This is a genomic window from Curtobacterium sp. 1544 (genome assembly GCF_040544915.1).
Lineage (GTDB): Bacteria > Actinomycetota > Actinomycetes > Actinomycetales > Microbacteriaceae > Curtobacterium > Curtobacterium pusillum_C.
Genome location: NZ_JBEPKX010000032.1, coordinates 1 through 14,331, shown reverse-complemented (window position 1 = coordinate 14,331; position 14,331 = coordinate 1). Strand labels below are relative to the sequence as shown.

Annotated in this window: 15 protein-coding genes; 5 read left to right on the top strand and 10 right to left on the bottom strand. The window is 71.2% G+C overall.

Annotated features, from left to right (window positions below; translation table 11 throughout):
* The first annotated feature begins 67 nt into the window (after positions 1–67).
* From ABIC61_RS15660 to ABIC61_RS15645, 4 genes are all read left to right on the top strand, one after another.
* Positions 68–862, top strand: a complete 795-nt coding sequence (locus tag ABIC61_RS15660) for an alpha/beta fold hydrolase (RefSeq protein ID WP_354030664.1) — start codon at positions 68–70, stop codon at positions 860–862.
* Positions 863–1,606 carry a sulfite exporter TauE/SafE family protein gene (locus tag ABIC61_RS15655; RefSeq protein ID WP_354030663.1) on the top strand — a complete coding sequence of 248 codons (744 nt, stop codon included), beginning with the start codon at positions 863–865 and terminating at the stop codon, positions 1,604–1,606.
* A 94-nt stretch (positions 1,607–1,700) separates the two neighbouring features.
* Positions 1,701–2,018: a helix-turn-helix domain-containing protein gene (locus ABIC61_RS15650; RefSeq protein ID WP_144753808.1), complete on the top strand. Its 318-nt coding sequence runs from the start codon at positions 1,701–1,703 to the stop codon at positions 2,016–2,018.
* On the top strand, positions 2,015–3,268 hold the full coding sequence (locus tag ABIC61_RS15645) for a type II toxin-antitoxin system HipA family toxin (RefSeq protein WP_354030662.1): 1,254 nt from the start codon (positions 2,015–2,017) through the stop codon (positions 3,266–3,268). Before ABIC61_RS15650 ends, ABIC61_RS15645 begins: the two co-directional genes overlap by 4 nt.
* Before the next feature lie 60 nt (positions 3,269–3,328).
* Here the strand turns inward: ABIC61_RS15645 and ABIC61_RS15640 are convergent, their stop codons facing one another.
* The 4 genes from ABIC61_RS15640 to ABIC61_RS15625 form a co-directional block, all read right to left on the bottom strand.
* On the bottom strand, positions 3,329–3,562 hold the full coding sequence (locus ABIC61_RS15640) for a hypothetical protein (protein WP_354030661.1): 234 nt from the start codon (positions 3,560–3,562) through the stop codon (positions 3,329–3,331).
* A 9-nt stretch (positions 3,563–3,571) separates the two neighbouring features.
* Positions 3,572–4,456, bottom strand: coding sequence for an NAD(P)-dependent oxidoreductase (locus tag ABIC61_RS15635; protein WP_354030660.1), 885 nt, complete (start codon positions 4,454–4,456; stop codon positions 3,572–3,574).
* Between the two features lie 35 nt (positions 4,457–4,491).
* Positions 4,492–6,522 carry a GMC oxidoreductase gene (locus ABIC61_RS15630; RefSeq protein WP_354030659.1) on the bottom strand — a complete coding sequence of 677 codons (2,031 nt, stop codon included), beginning with the start codon at positions 6,520–6,522 and terminating at the stop codon, positions 4,492–4,494.
* A 155-nt stretch (positions 6,523–6,677) separates the two neighbouring features.
* Complete coding sequence (locus tag ABIC61_RS15625) at positions 6,678–7,046, bottom strand: VOC family protein (protein WP_354030658.1); 369 nt, start codon at positions 7,044–7,046, stop codon at positions 6,678–6,680.
* 61 nt (positions 7,047–7,107) lie between these two features.
* Here ABIC61_RS15625 and ABIC61_RS15620 point away from each other — a divergent pair, with 61 nt between their 5' ends.
* Positions 7,108–7,554 carry a MarR family winged helix-turn-helix transcriptional regulator gene (locus ABIC61_RS15620; RefSeq protein WP_354030657.1) on the top strand — a complete coding sequence of 149 codons (447 nt, stop codon included), beginning with the start codon at positions 7,108–7,110 and terminating at the stop codon, positions 7,552–7,554.
* 65 nt (positions 7,555–7,619) lie between these two features.
* Here the strand turns inward: ABIC61_RS15620 and ABIC61_RS15615 are convergent, their stop codons facing one another.
* From ABIC61_RS15615 to ABIC61_RS15590, 6 genes are all read right to left on the bottom strand, one after another.
* On the bottom strand, positions 7,620–8,957 hold the full coding sequence (locus ABIC61_RS15615) for a glycoside hydrolase family 1 protein (protein ID WP_354030656.1): 1,338 nt from the start codon (positions 8,955–8,957) through the stop codon (positions 7,620–7,622).
* The gene (locus ABIC61_RS15610; protein ID WP_354030655.1) at positions 8,954–9,871 is read right to left on the bottom strand and encodes a carbohydrate ABC transporter permease; all 918 of its coding nucleotides are present in this window, start codon (positions 9,869–9,871) and stop codon (positions 8,954–8,956) included. The genes ABIC61_RS15615 and ABIC61_RS15610 overlap by 4 nt, the downstream gene beginning before the upstream one ends.
* Positions 9,861–10,829: a carbohydrate ABC transporter permease gene (locus ABIC61_RS15605; protein ID WP_354030654.1), complete on the bottom strand. Its 969-nt coding sequence runs from the start codon at positions 10,827–10,829 to the stop codon at positions 9,861–9,863. Before ABIC61_RS15605 ends, ABIC61_RS15610 begins: the two co-directional genes overlap by 11 nt.
* Positions 10,826–12,088, bottom strand: coding sequence for a sugar ABC transporter substrate-binding protein (locus tag ABIC61_RS15600; RefSeq protein ID WP_354030653.1), 1,263 nt, complete (start codon positions 12,086–12,088; stop codon positions 10,826–10,828). Before ABIC61_RS15600 ends, ABIC61_RS15605 begins: the two co-directional genes overlap by 4 nt.
* Positions 12,089–12,168: 80 nt before the next feature.
* A complete protein-coding gene (locus ABIC61_RS15595) occupies positions 12,169–13,218 on the bottom strand; it encodes a LacI family DNA-binding transcriptional regulator (RefSeq protein WP_354030652.1) in 1,050 nt (349 codons plus the stop codon).
* A 104-nt stretch (positions 13,219–13,322) separates the two neighbouring features.
* Positions 13,323–14,120, bottom strand: coding sequence for a hypothetical protein (locus ABIC61_RS15590; protein ID WP_144753848.1), 798 nt, complete (start codon positions 14,118–14,120; stop codon positions 13,323–13,325).
* Positions 14,121–14,331 lie beyond the last annotated feature (211 nt).

Here is a 14,331-nt window from a genome sequence, read left to right as displayed (position 1 = left end):
ACGCGCCTCCAGTCCGTCGGCGGTCGCGACTACCGTTCGAGAGGTCACCACCGGAAGGGACCACCAGATGCCGACCATCGATGTCCTGGGCCACCGGATCGCGTACGAGGCGTACGGCGATCCGCAGCAGCCGCTGCTGGTCCTCGTGCACGGGCTGAACGGCGACGCGTCCACCGTCGCACCGCTCGCAGCGCGACTGGCGAGGCGTTTCCACGTCGTGACGCCCGACGCGCTCGGGCACGGCCACTCCGACCACCCGGCGTCCTTCACCATCGAGGACCAGGGTCGCGTGCTGAACGCCCTCGTCGCGGCACTCGGACGGTCCAGCGCGACCCTCGCGGGCATCTCGATGGGCTCGTACCTCGTCGCGCAGGCCGCGATCCTCGAACCCGTGCGCACCGACCGACTCGTCCTCGTCGTGAGCAAGGCGCACGGCACGACGTCCTCGTCGGCCGCGTTCGCCGCACGCCGTGGGGTCGATCTGGCGAGCCTCGACCCCGAGGCTGCGATGGCCCTGCTCGCCGAGGCGCTCTGGTCCCCGGACACCCCTGCCGATCGCCGCGCGGAACTGCTCGGCTCGATGGCGGGGGAACAGGTGCAGCTCACGCCGGACGAACAGGCACGGGTCGAACGGTCCCTCGCCGGCTTCGACCTCCGACCCGGTCTCAGCACGGTCACCGCACCCGCGTTGGTGATCTCCGGCGCGAGCGACGGGTTGAACCCACCGGAACTCGGCCGGGAACTCGCAGACCACCTGCCGCACGCACGGTTCGAGGTCTACGAGCACTCCGGCCACATGCTCGCGTACGAGGAGGCCGACCGGCTCGTCGACGACGTGCTGTCCTTCACCGCGGGCGACTGAGTGCCGGAGGCGCTGTTCCTCGTCGCGGCCGGAGTCGTCGCGGGGGTCATCGGCACCGCCGGCGGCATCACCTCCCTCGTCGCGTACCCGGCGCTGCTCGCGGTCGGCATCCCGCCCCTGGCGGCGAACGTCACGAACTCCGTCGCCCTGATCGGCTCCGGACTGAGCTCGGCGCTCCGGGCCGGACCCGACGTCGTCGGCCACGGGCGGACCATCCGCACCTGGTTGCCGGCGTCGGTCGCGCTCTCGCTCGCGGGAGCCGCACTGCTCGTCGTCACCCCCGGCGAGGTCTTCGACCGGATCGTGCCGTTCCTCGTCGCCGCCGGGTCGCTCGTCCTCCTGCTGCAGCCGGCGATCTCACGGTGGCAGACCACACGAGGGCGTGCACTCTCCCGTCCGGTCGTCGGAGTTGCCGGGGCGGGCGTCGCGATCTACAACGGGTACTTCGGCGCGGGGTCGGGGATCCTGCTCATCGCCCTGCTGCTCCTGACGACCGAGCCGGTGTTGCACCGGGCGAACGCGCTGAAGAACGTCATCCTCGTCGCGGCGGACATCCTGCCGGCGGTGCTGTTCGCGGTGCTCGGGGCAGTCGTGTGGCACGCTGCCGTGGCGCTCGGGATCGGAGCCGTGATCGGCGGGCTGATCGGGCCGTCCGTGGCGCGGCGGCTTCCGGCCGCGGTGCTCCGGGTGCTCATCGCGGGCTGCGGGTTCGTACTGGCGGTGTACTTGTTCGTGACGACGTGACCCGCCTTGCGAAGCGGTTCAGCCTCCCAGTAACTGGCACTCTGCTGCTGTTTGACAGTGCTAAGTCGCGTTACAGTAGCAGTTGGGAGGAAACATGGCTGGCTACGACATCTCGCGGCAGGGTCAGGACTTCGGCGCACACCTCCGCGGATGGCGACTCGTCCTCGGACTGACTGCGGTCCAAGTCTGTGAACGCGCGGACATCACCCCGACGACGTTGCGGAACCTCGAACGAGGCAAGACGACGGTCGGGTTCGACGTCGTGCTCCGAGTGTGCCGTGCGCTCGGCGTGATCGATCAGCTCACGGCGAGCGTCGACCCGCTCGCGAGTGACCTCGGGCGAGCACGAGCGTCCGCGCTCGGTCGGGTCCGTGCCGGTCGCACTCCACGAGTGCAGGGATCGAGCCGGTGAACTCGGGTCAGATCCAGGTCCACCTGGACGAGGACGGCAGGACACGCCGCGCCGGCACCGCGTTCGTCACCCGAGGCCGGAACGCGCTCAGCACGACGTTCGCGTACGACCCGGACTATCTGGCCGTGGAACGTGCGCCTGCGATCGATCCACACCTCCCGCTCACCGGTGGCGCGCAGCACACGACCGGACTGCCCGGTGCTTTCGGTGACGGCGCTCCAGACCGTTGGGGGCGGAACCTCATCGACAGGCGTGAGCGAGCAGCGGCCCGGATCGAAGGCCGTCGGGCACGTCGGCTCGACGAGCTCGACTACCTGCTCGGTGTGAGCGACCACACTCGCCAGGGTGCGTTGCGCTACCGGGTCGACGACGGGCCGTTCCTCGCGGAGGACACCACGGTCCCCAAATTGATCAGCTTGCCGGAACTCCTCCACGCCGCAGACCACGCCGTCGCCGACCCCGATGACGCGGCGGCTGTCAAGGCACTCCTCGACGCGGGCACCGGATCACTCGGCGGGGCGCGTCCGAAGGCCGCCGTCCGACTCGAGGACGGCGGGCTCGGGATAGCGAAGTTCCCGCACGCGCATGACGAGTGGGACGTGATGGGCTGGGAGGCAACCATGCTCGACCTGGCCGCGAGCGCTGGCCTACCCGTCCCCGAGCGCCGCCTCACTCGGGTCGATGGCCGCCACGTGCTGCTGCTCCGCCGCTTCGACCGCGAAGCAGACGGACGACGGCACGCGTACATCAGCGCAATGAGCCTTCTCGGAGCCGAGGACGGAGCGGAGAGTGACTACATCGAAGTCGGCGAGAGTCTGGCGGATGCTTCGAGCGCTCTCCGAGCCGATCGGGCTGACCTGTTCGACCGCGTAGCGTTCTCGGTCGCCGTGCACAACACCGACGACCACCTCCGGAACCTGGGGATCCTCGACAGTGGGCGCGGGTGGCGCCTCGCGCCGGTGTTCGACGTGAACCCGAATCCGAACAGTTCGGCTGACCGGCGGACAGCGATCGCCGGAGCAACTTCGATCGAAGACGAAGCGGACGGTCTCCGCGCACTCGGCGACGACCTCGGTCTGCGACTCGACCGCGCCGCGGAGCGAGTCGAACGCATCGCCGAGGCCGCATCCAGCTGGCGCGACCGAGCACGGATCAACGGGGTCCCCGAGCGTGAACACGCGACTCTCGGGGGCGTCATCGAGGCCGGGGTGGCGACGCTCCGTACCGTGAGAGCCGCCCTACGGCGCTGATCGTGGAGCGGAACTCTCGCACGCCGCGCAGCATGCCCGTTGCCGACATAGTGCCGGGCGTCAGCGCCCCTCGTACCGCCCGCGCCCGTGTCGCCGGTCCGAGATCGCCACGAACAACCAGAGCACCCCGATCCCCAGCCAGATCCCGCCCACGATCCAGCGCCAGACCCCGTCCGCACCGACGGCGAGCGCGATCCACGCGGCGCCGATCACGATCCAGGCGACGGCCTGCCAGATCCTCGGCCGCCCGACGATGGATCGCCACAGGGCCTGTGCGTCGGCGTCGTCGCTCATGGGGTCAGGCTAGCCCTGGAGCCGTCGGCCCGCCTCGTCCTCGAGCCACCGCACCGCCAGCAGCTCCCCCAGCTCCGGCCCGTACCGCGCCAGGGCCGCCCGGTGCACCGCGGCCGAGGCACCGAGCACCGGCATCGGCGTGCCCGTGTCGGTGCCGAGCGCCGCGACGGTGTCGAGCTCCTCGACGACCCGGTCGATCCCGAACGTCGCGAAGGGATCGCCGTCGAGCATCGGGCCGAGGTGCCGGTCCGCGAAGACGCTCCCGCCGGCGCTGTCGCGCAGCAGGGCGGCGAGCGCCGGCGGCTCGATGCCGAGGGACCGTCCGAGCAGCAGCGCCTCGCTCGTCGCGACGGCGATGGCGAACCAGAGGGCGTTCGCGACCAGCTTCGCGGTCTGGGCGTCCCTGGCGCGGGGTCCGGCGTCCCGCACGGTCCCGCCGGTCGACAGGTGCTCCAGGAGCGGCGCCGCAGCGGCCTTCGCCGACGGCGGACCGCCGACGAAGAAGGTCAGGGAACGTCGCTCGGCGTCCAGTGGTGACCCGGCGATCGGAGCGCCGACCGCCTGACCGCCGAGCGCCTCGACGGCCGCCGCGAGCCGGTCCGACACCCGCGGATCGCCCGACGTCATGTCGATCCACAGGGCCCCGGGGCGCAGGAACGCGGCGGACGCCATCACCGACTGGAGCTCCCGCGGCCCGGGGAGCACCGTGACGAGGGTCGTCGCGGACCGGAAGACCTCGTCGACGTCGTCCGTCCACTGCGCGCCGGCGGTCCGGACGGCCTCGGCCCGGGCGGGGTCGGCGTCGTGCGCCACCACCGGCGCGACGGACAGCAGGTGCGGGAGCAGCGCGCCGCCCATCCGCCCCACGCCGACGAGCCCGATGGTGGAGTGCATCCGTCGACGCAACTCGGTGCGCGGGCGGAGGCGGCTCAGGCTCCGCGTTCTGCGACCATCGCGTCGATCGTCCGCAGGGCCGTGGCGAAGATCGTCAGCACCGGGTTCACCCCGCCGTTCGTCACGTGCACGGAGCCGTCGGCGACCCGGAGGTTGTCGTGGCCCCACACCCGTCCGACGGGGTCGACGACCGAGGTCGCGGGGTCGGTGCCCATCCGGAGCGTGCCGGCCTGGTGCTGCCCGCCGCTCGTCCCGACCACGGGTCCGTGCAGTTCCGCGACCCGGGCGGCCCCGGCTGCTCGCAGCCACTCGGCACTCCGCACGCTCGTGTGGTCGCGGGCTCGGACGTCCTCGGCGTGCACCCCGCCGCTGAACCACGCCACGGGGATGCCGTGGCGGTCGGTCACGGACGGGTCGACGCGGACGCGGGCGTCGGCGGTCGTGACCTCCTGGATCGGCCCCATGATCCGCATGCTGCGCCGGGCGAGGTCGCGCATCGCGTGCTTGCTCTCGATGCCGGCCCGGGGGACGAGTCCGGTGCCGACGAGGTACTGGTAGGTGTTCGACGGCGTCGCGATGAACTCGTTCGCCAGGATCCCGCCGCCGACCTGCCCGTCCACGCCGTGGCGGAAGGCGGTCGTGGCGATGGAGGGTCCCGGTCCGAGTCCGTCGTCCACGACGTCGTCGAAGAGCCCCATCGCCCCGCCGTACACGTGTCCCTGCAGGTGTCGTCCGACCTGGTCGGTGCCGTTGCCGATGCCGTCCGGCTCCCGGTCGCTGCGGCTGTTGAGGAGGAGCCGTGCGGACTCCACCGCCCCCGCGGCGACGACCACCTCGGCGGCGTCGACGTCCCGGGTCCAGTCCCGCCCGTCCGCCGTCCCGACGATCGTCACGCCGACGACCCGGCCGGCGCCGTCGGTCCGGAGCCGGGCGACCCGGCTGCCGAGCAGGATCGAGGCGTTCCCCCTCGCGAACGCCCGCGTCAGCATCGTGTTCTGGCTGCCGTTCTTCGCGTCCACCGGGCACGCGAACCCGACGCACATCCCGCACTGCTCGCACGCCCGACGCCCCAGGTACGGCGTCGAGTTGACGAGCAGCGGGACGTGCACCGTCGACATCCCGAGGACGTCGGCCGCACGCGCCAGTCGGTCCCGAGCGGCGCCGGACGGCACCGGGGGCATCGGGAACGGCCGGCCCCGGTGCCCGGCCCAGGGTCCGTCGGTGTCGCCGCCGCTCACCCCGACCTCCCACTCGGCGCGCTCGTACCAGGGCTCGAGTTCGTCGTACCCGAACGGCCAGTCCGCCAGACTGCTGCCGTCCGGCACCCCGTACGTCGAGGCCATCGTGAAGTCGCGCGGCCCGAACCGCCACGCCTGTGCCCCGTACACCCGGGTGCCGCCGCCGGCCGTGACCGCGTTGTTGTGCCAGCCAGGCGAGGACGGCCGGAGCAGCAGCTGCGTCCGCCCGTCGGACACCGTGCGCGGGTTGCCCGCGTCGGAGGGCCCGGAGCGCGGTGCGACGCCCCACGTCGACCGCGGGTTCCGGATGTGGTCGCGGCTCAGCTCGGCGGTGCCCGGCCACTGCCCGGCCTCGACGACCAGGACACGGCGGCCCGACTCGGCCAGTCCGCACGCGGCGACTCCGCCCCCGGCACCCGAGCCGACGACGATCGCGTCGTAGCGCCCGGCCAGCTCCGACGGGTGCACGACGACCGGCTGTGCCGTGGGGACGGGGACCGGGACGCTCCACCCGTCCGGCGGTCCGGGCTGCCACCCGACCATCGCCCAGGAGCGCTCACCGTCGTTGCCGCCGTTCCCCGCGTCGGCGTAGTAGCCGGCCGACACGAGTTCGGCGAACCAGACCCAGTCAGGGTCACCGTCGTCGTCGGCGCCGTCGATCACCGCGCGGAGCCGGTCGGTCCAGTCCGGCCGGTCGTCGAGGACGGTGGCGAGGAAGTCCAGGGCCCCTGCCTCGGACGCCGACGGGTACTCGTCGCCCGGCAGCACCCGGTCGACCAGCGCGCGCAGGCGCGCCGTGTGCTGCTGGACGAACGTCCGTCCGGTCATCGGTGTACCAGCCCTCCGGGCTGCTCCGCTGCGGCCCGCGACCACCGTACCGGGGCGGGCTGCGGTGGTCGGTGGCGACCACGGCCTGGAGGCGCGGTGTGCGCCGGACGCGCACCGTGCCTCCAGGCCGTGGTCGCGTCGCGGGCGGTCGCGCCTCAGGCGCGGTCGTGGAGCGTCACGTGGTAGCCGTCCGGGTCGGCGAAGGTGAAGGTCCGACCGAACGGCCCGTCGATCGGCGCGGCGACGATGGTGTGCCCGTCGGCGACCAGGGCGTCGTGGATGGCCTGGACGTCGGTCGCGTGCAGCCAGATCGCGGCACCGATGCCGGGCTGGGACACGGCGTCGAGGTCGGTGCCGGGGACGATGTCGCGCAGTGCGAACGCGATCGGGGCGGTCTCGAAGACGACCGCGTGGGGCGGGCCGGCCTGGGAGCGGACGAGTCCGAGGTACTGCTCGTAGAACGCCTGCGACGCGTCGAGGTCGCGGGTCTGCAGGGAGATGAAGTCGGGGCCGGTGACGGGCATGGGTGCTCCTTCGTTGGGTGTCAGTCTTCTGACACGAGGCAATCTATGTCAGACTACTGACATGAGTCAAGACGCTGATCGCATCGACCTCGACTCGTCGCTGGGCTACCTGCTGAAGGAGGCCTCGAGTGCGCTGCGCGCCGCGATGGAGGCGGTGCTGCGGCCCCTCGGGCTGACCGTGACGCAGTACTCGTGCCTCGAGCTGCTCGCGCAACGACCCGGGCTGTCGAACTCCGACCTCGCGCGCGGTGCCTTCGTCACCCGGCAATCGATGAACGTGCTGCTGCAGGCGTTCGAGCGGGACGGGCTCGTGACCCGACCGGCCGCGGCACCGGTGGGGAAGGCGTTGCCCACGCGGCTGACGGCGATGGGGCAACGGACGCTCGAGCAGGCCTCAGCGGCGGTGCGCGGCGTCGAGGTACGGATGCTCGGTGGCATGAGTTCGCAGGAGCAGGCGGCGGCGCTCAGTGCGCTGCGGAGCATGGTGCGGGCGCTCCGCGAGGAGTGAGCGACTGACGGACTGGAGGCACGGTGCCACCCCGCACCGTGCCTCCAGTCCGTCAGGTGAGACGTCTACCGCGTGACCCGACTGCCCGTCCCGTCACCCACGGCCACAGCCCCGGCGAGCGCCGCGTACACCGCGGCCGCGCCCGTCGGCACGCGCCGGAGCGCGCCGTCGGCGTCCTCCTCGAGCCGGATGAGCCCCATCCGTCGCAGGTACGGCTCCTTCGACGCCGATGCCGACCGGGCCGCGACGACGTCAGCGGCGAGTTCGAACTCCTCGACGTTCCGCCCGCCCGAGGCGTACGACCAGTCCACGAAGTCGAACACCGGCCACCAGGTCCACCCGCGCACGTCGACGCCGTCCGCGACCACGGCCCGGACCGCTTCGACCGAGTCCCGAGCCCAGCTGCCGCGGCGCTCGTCGTCGCCCTCGGTGCTCGTCTCCGTGACGAGCATCGGCAGCCCGTAGCGATCGGCGAAGGAACGCAACGACTCCTCGAGGCCGGAGGCCCACCGGTCGTGGGTGTGCTGGACCGTCCCGGCGGGCGTCGCGACGAGGCTGCGCGGGGTGAGGTCGGGGTAGTAGTTGACGCCGAGCAGGTCGATCGTGACCGCACCCTCGACCAGGGCGGCGAGCGCTTCCGGTGCCGCTCCGTTCCGGACGAGCCAGTCGTACGAGCGGTGCCCCGGGGTGACGCGGCCGAGGACGAGGTCCGTCGGGACGGTGCCGAGGTCGTTGAGGAGCGCTGCCTCGGCCACGAGTGCGGGATCCGAGGGGGTCCCGGCCGAGAACAGCGACGAGGCCTCGACGTGCACGACCCGGACGTCCGGGTTCTCGGCGCGCATGGCCGTGACGGACCGCTGGATGCCGTCGGCGATCCCGAGCACCACCCGGGTCCACCCGTCCCACCCGTGCAGCGCCGGCGGCCACACGCCCCGGAGTCCGGCGAACGACGCGGTCGTGATCGGCTCGTTGAGCGGGGTGACGTGGTCGACGACGCGGGCGTACCGCGCCGCGAACGCCGCCGCGAAGTCCGCGACCGCGTCCGGGTAGCCCGGGTCGGCGAACGCCTCGTCGAGCCACGTCGGGGTGCCGTAGTGGACGAGGTCCGCGATCACGGTGAGGCCGAGCGCGGCCGCGTACGGCAACCGCTCGTCGAGCACCGACCAGTCGAAGGTCCCCGGCGCCACGTGCACCCGGGGCCAGTCGACGCCGTAGCGGAGCGCGGTCGCCCCGAGGTCCCGCACCTGGTCGAGGTCGGCACGCCAGGTGTCGTCGTGTCCGGTCAGGCGGTGCTCATCGAGCGGGGCCATCGCGAACCGCTCGGGCGGGTAGACGCAGGTGTCCTCGATCCCGGCGATCCACGTGAACGTCCCCGGAGCGAACGCCGGGTCGCGGCTGCTCACTTCAGCCCCGTCGTGGCGACGCCCGCGACGAAGAACTTCTGGGCGAAGAAGAACCCGAGCGCGATCGGCAGCAGGGAGATCACGGCGCCGGCGAGCAGGACCGCGTGGTCGGTGACGTGCGCGCCGCCGAACAGGGTCAGCCCGGCGGGCAGGGTGAGCATGTCGTTCGAGGTCGTCACGACGAGCGGCCAGAGCAGGTCGTTCCAGAGCGCCATGCCGTTCAGCACCGCGACCGTCGCGATCGCCGGCTTGGCCAGGGGCAGGATCACCTGCCAGTAGATCCGCCAGTGCCCGGCACCGTCGATGCGTGCGGCCTCGTCGAGTTCGGTGGGGATGTCGATGAAGAACTGCCGGAACAGGAAGATCCCGAACGCGCTCGTCGCCCTGGGGATGATGAGCCCCTGGTAGGTGTTCAGCCAGCCGAGGTGGAACAGCTCGACGAACACCGGGATGAGCGTCACCTGGAACGGCACCATCAGCGTCGCGATGACGAGCACGAACGCGACGTTCCGGCCGACGAACCGCATCCGGGCGAGGGCGTAGGCGCACATCGAGTCGAACAGCAGCGTCAGGACGGTCGTCACGACGGTGAACACGAGGGAGTTCAGCAGGAGTCGGAGGAACGGCAGCTGCGACCAGACACCCTCGTAGCCGTGCAGGGTGACGCTCGTCGGCAGGAGCGAGGCGGGGTGGCCGAACAGGTCGGCCTCGGACCGGAACGACCCGCTGACCATCCAGACGAACGGTACGAGGGCGAACACGAGTCCGACCCCGAGGTAGACCCACTTCAGGACGGAGCCGGTGCGCGCGGCTCCGGTCCGCCGACCGGGTCGCCTCGGGTGCACGGCCTCCGGACTGGAGGCACGGGTCGGCTCCGCCACGGGCGGTCGCCGGACGCTCGCCTCAGTCGACATCGTCGTACCGGAAGAGCCGGAGCTGCAGGAGGGAGATGAGCATGATGATCACGAAGAGGACCCAGGAGATCGCCGACGCGTAGCCGGTCTGGTAGTTGACGAACCCGTCGCGGTAGAGCAGGTTCACGAGGGTGTCGGTGTGGAAGACCGGGCCGCCCCCGGTCATCACGTACACGAGGTCGAAGACCTGGAACGACTGGATCGTCAGGATCATCGACGTGAAGAGCATGGTCGGCCGGATGCTCGGCAGGGTGATCCGCGAGACGGTCTGCCAGCGGTTCGCACCGTCGAGCTCGGCGGCCTCGTACCGTTCGGCCGGCACGCCCTTGAGCCCGGCGACGAAGAGGATCATCGCGAACCCGATGCTCTTCCACACCGACACGAAGATGATCGTCGGCAGGGCGAGCGAGGTGGACTGCAACCAGGCGACGCTCGGCAGCCCGAGCATCGTGGTGATGCCGCCGACCAGCCCGATGTCCGGGTCGAGCAGGAACTTCCACACGAGCCCGATCGTCACGAGCGACACGATCGTCGGGAAGAAGAACACCGACCGGACGATCCGGTTCGCCAGGGTGTCCCGCTGCAGCAGCAGGGCGGCGACGAAGCCGAGGACGACCAACAGCACGACCGACACGATCGTGTACTCGAGCGTGATCCGCAGGGCGTTCCAGAACTGCTGGTCGTGGAACAGCTGCACGTAGTTCCCGAAGCCGACGAACGGTTGCGAGACCGCGCCGACGGTCCAATCGAAGAACGAGTAGTAGAGCGACCGCAGGATCGGGAAGACGACGAACGCGCCGAGGATGAGCAGCGACGGAGCCATGAAGAGCCAGGCCGGCTGGAACCGACGCGTTCGGCGGCGGGTGGGTCGTGCCTCCAGGCCGCTCGTCCGGCCGGAGGCCGGGGCCCCGTCACGCGGCGTGCGTGGCGGGGCCGAACCGGTGATCTGGTCGGTCACTGGCTGCAGCCGGTGAGACCGTCGATCGTCTGACCGGCGGACTTGGTGGCGTCCGCGATGGACTTGCCTCGGGTGATCTCGCCGATGAGCGGGACGTACCCGTCGGAGTCGACCTTCGTGGCGCTCGGCACGTGCGGCAGGTACAGGCGCGAGTCCGGCACCTGGCTGGCGAACACGGACACCGTGGGGTCGGCCTTGAGTTTCGCGTCGTCGGACAGGTCGGTGCGCAGCGGCGGGAAGCCGGTCTGCAGCGAGAACTTCTGCTGCGCGCTCTTCGAGGTCCAGTACGCGAGGAACTCCTGCGCCTGCTCCGGGTACTTCGTCTTCGCCGAGATCGACAGCGGGGCGATCGAGCCGAGCGTGGTCGACTTGCCGTCGACGCCGACCGGGACCTTCACGATGCCGAGGTCGATGCCGGCCGACTTGTACCCCGGGGCCGCCCACGGACCGTTGATCTCCATCGCGGCCTTCCCGGCCGAGAACAGCGAGTCGGCCTCGGCGCCGGTGAGTCCGACCGGGCTGACCTTGTCCTTCGCGACGAGGTCGGCCCAGGTCTTCAGGGACTGCTGCCCGTCACTGGTCTGCAGGACGCTGCAGTTCTTACCGTTCACGATGTCGCCGCCCTCGAGCCACTGCAGCACCGGCCACATCTGGATCGTCTGGTTGTCGGCGAGCGCGATGCCGTACTTGCCACCCGTGGTGAGCTTCTTCGCGTCGGTCGCCATCTCCTGCACCGTGGTCGGCGGGTTCGCGATGCCGGCGTCCTGGAAGAGCTTCTTGTTGTAGTACAGGCTCAGCGTGGCGAAGTTCGCCGGGACGCCGTAGAGCTTGCCGTCGTAGGTGAACTCCTTGACGGTGCCGGGGGCGAACTCGGACGTGTTGATCTTGCCGTCGCCGCTGCCCGTGTTCGTGATGGCCATCACCGAGTTCGTCTTGACGTACTGGGCGACGGCGTTCGGGTCCGAGCTCACCGCGGCCACGTCGGGGCCCTGACCGGTGAGCCAGGCCGACGGCAGCTTCTGCTGGATGGTGTCCCACGGCTGGACGGTCATCTCGACCTTGATGTCCGGGTGGGCCTTCTCGAAGTCCTTGACGATCGTGGCGTAGCCGGGGCGGTCGCCGCCGGTGAACCCGGTCCAGACCTTGAGGGTGACGGGGCCGTCGGTGCTGGCGTTGCCGCCGGCCGAACAGCCGGTCAGGGCCAGGGCCGCCACGGCGGCGAAGGCTCCGACCGTGAGGGTCGCGCGTGCGTGCTTCATCGGGGAACGCTCCTTTGCGTTGCTGTGCTCGCAGGGTGGTGTGGTGTTCGGTGTTCGTGTTCGGTGTTGGGTGCGTCCGGTCAGGTGCGGACGCGTTCCGCGTCGGGGTCGCACCCGCACGAGGCGCGGACGACCAGCTCGACGGGGAGTTCGGTGTGGGCGGGCTGGCCGCCACGGTGGTCGACGAGGTCGAAGAGTCGCTCGGTCGCGATGCGGCCCATCTCCTCCGCCGGGACGCGCACGGTGGTGATGCCCGGCGTCGTCACACGTGCGAGTCCGAAGTCGTCGAAGCCGACGACCGAGACGTCGCCCGGCACGTCGACGCCGGCGCGACGGAGGGTGTGCAGCCCACCGACCGCCATGTCGTCGTTCGCGAAGACGACGCCGTCCGGCCGGGTCGACGGGTCCTCGTGCACCATCTGCTCCATCGCGCTCGCACCCGAGGTCTCGGAGAGGTCGCCCTCGATCACGGAGACGTCCGTCAGGCCGTGCCGTGCGGCCGCGCGGAGGAAGCCCTCGCGACGGTCGAGACCGGTCTGGTGGTCGAGCGTGCCGGTGACGTGCAGCAGACGACGGCGTCCGTGCACCTCGACCAGGTGGTCCACGAGCCGCTCGGTCGCGGCGACGTCGTCGATGCCGACCGTGACCGCGCCGGACAGGTGCGGGTAGTTGCCGATGAGGACGGCGGGCAACCCGCTCGCGACGAGGCCCTGCACGTGGTCGTCGTCGATCGCGGCACTGGTGACGATCGCGCCGTCGGCCGTCCGGGACCGCATGACGCGCTCGTAGGCGACGTCGCCCGAGCTCGTGTCCGCGTTCGTCGACACGATGACCTGCGCGTCGTGGGCGTTCGCCGCGGTCGACATCCCGGTGAGGACGTGCATGAAGTACAGGTGGCCGAAGACGTGCGCGGACGAGTTGGGGACGATGAGGGCGACGGCGTCGGCGCGCTGGCTGCGGAGCGCCCGGCCCGCGGAGCTCGGGACGTACCCGAGTTCGTCGGCAGCGCGGCGGACCGCTTCGCGGGTCCGTTCGCTGATGCGGTCGTGGCCGGCGAGGGCCATGCTCGCCGCGGCGGACGTCACGCCGACCTTCGCGGCGACGTCCTTCAGGGTGACGGACTTCGGCATGACGCCTCCTCTTCTCGGGGATGCTTTATCGATTAACTGGCATCATCATGCACCTGCTTAATCGATGAAGCAAGCGTTGTCCGAAAACGCACGCCCTGCGGGAGTCAGTCGCGTCGCAGTGCTTGCTTGTTCCACGCGTCGAGCACGGTGATCAACTCGTCCTGGAAGCGGTTCAGCAGGAATGCAACGGCCCTGTTGGCGACGACCGGCAGGGGTTCCCCCGCCCACGACCGGCTCTCATCGCGCATGATGTCCCGACGATCGTCGAGGATCGCTGGCCACGGCGAACCGGGTTCGCGGTAGTACGGCACCCGATCCGGGTCCATCCCATCGGGAAGACTCGCGAGCAGCCGCGCGTCGATGTTCTCCAGGTGACCGCTCACCAGGTCGTCGAACACGGAGTCGTCGGATGAGTCGTCCGGATCCTCGAAGTGCGTGTACGCCGCGAACTGGGCAGCGCTGGACAGCCAGGTCCCCTCGTCGGTCAGCCGGCTCACCGCAGCTCGGGCGTCGGGGTCGGGTGCGTTCTCCGGCCCGTTGGGCATGGTGACGCCGTAGGCACGGAGCAGGCCGACCTCGGTCTCGAGCCGCGTCAGCGCCTCACTGAGCTTCTCCTGTCGGCTCGCACGACGTTGCTCGTCTTCGGCGGGGATCTGCAGGAGCTCGTCGCGGAACCGAGTGCTCGTCAGCGCCCACACCGTTCGTGCTTCGGTGACGACGGCGCGCGCGTGGTCGACGAGGCCCTGCATCCGGCCCGCGAGGTACGCCTCGCGCTCCTGGCGGACCTGGTTCGCCGCGATCGAGGCGGACTGCCGCCCCACGAACAGCGCCACGAGGACGCTCACGATGACCGCTGCGCCCGACGACGCTGCGCCGATCCAGTCTGCTGTGGTCCCACCCATGTGTGCTGCCCCTCCCCGACGTGCTCACGGTAGCGGATGAGTGCACGGCACGACGGCATCCTCACCGACAGGTGTCGGCTCGTGACCTGCGGAACGGCGGACTGGAGGCGGGGGGGGCGGGGGGCCCCCCCCCCCCCGCCCCCCCCCGGGGGGGGGGGGGGCCCCCCCCCCGGGGGCCCCCCCCCCGCCCCGCCGCCGGGAGGGGCCCCGA

Coding starts and splice junctions, on each gene's coding strand:
- ABIC61_RS15660 (WP_354030664.1), top strand. CDS start 68: ATGCCGACCATCGATGTCCTGGGCCACCGGATCGCGTACGAGGCGTAC.
- ABIC61_RS15650 (WP_144753808.1), top strand. CDS start 1,701: ATGGCTGGCTACGACATCTCGCGGCAGGGTCAGGACTTCGGCGCACAC.
- ABIC61_RS15640 (WP_354030661.1), bottom strand. CDS start 3,562: ATGAGCGACGACGCCGACGCACAGGCCCTGTGGCGATCCATCGTCGGG.
- ABIC61_RS15635 (WP_354030660.1), bottom strand. CDS start 4,456: ATGCACTCCACCATCGGGCTCGTCGGCGTGGGGCGGATGGGCGGCGCG.
- ABIC61_RS15630 (WP_354030659.1), bottom strand. CDS start 6,522: ATGACCGGACGGACGTTCGTCCAGCAGCACACGGCGCGCCTGCGCGCG.
- ABIC61_RS15625 (WP_354030658.1), bottom strand. CDS start 7,046: ATGCCCGTCACCGGCCCCGACTTCATCTCCCTGCAGACCCGCGACCTC.
- ABIC61_RS15620 (WP_354030657.1), top strand. CDS start 7,108: ATGAGTCAAGACGCTGATCGCATCGACCTCGACTCGTCGCTGGGCTAC.
- ABIC61_RS15610 (WP_354030655.1), bottom strand. CDS start 9,871: ATGTCGACTGAGGCGAGCGTCCGGCGACCGCCCGTGGCGGAGCCGACC.
- ABIC61_RS15600 (WP_354030653.1), bottom strand. CDS start 12,088: ATGAAGCACGCACGCGCGACCCTCACGGTCGGAGCCTTCGCCGCCGTG.
- ABIC61_RS15595 (WP_354030652.1), bottom strand. CDS start 13,218: ATGCCGAAGTCCGTCACCCTGAAGGACGTCGCCGCGAAGGTCGGCGTG.
- ABIC61_RS15590 (WP_144753848.1), bottom strand. CDS start 14,120: ATGGGTGGGACCACAGCAGACTGGATCGGCGCAGCGTCGTCGGGCGCA.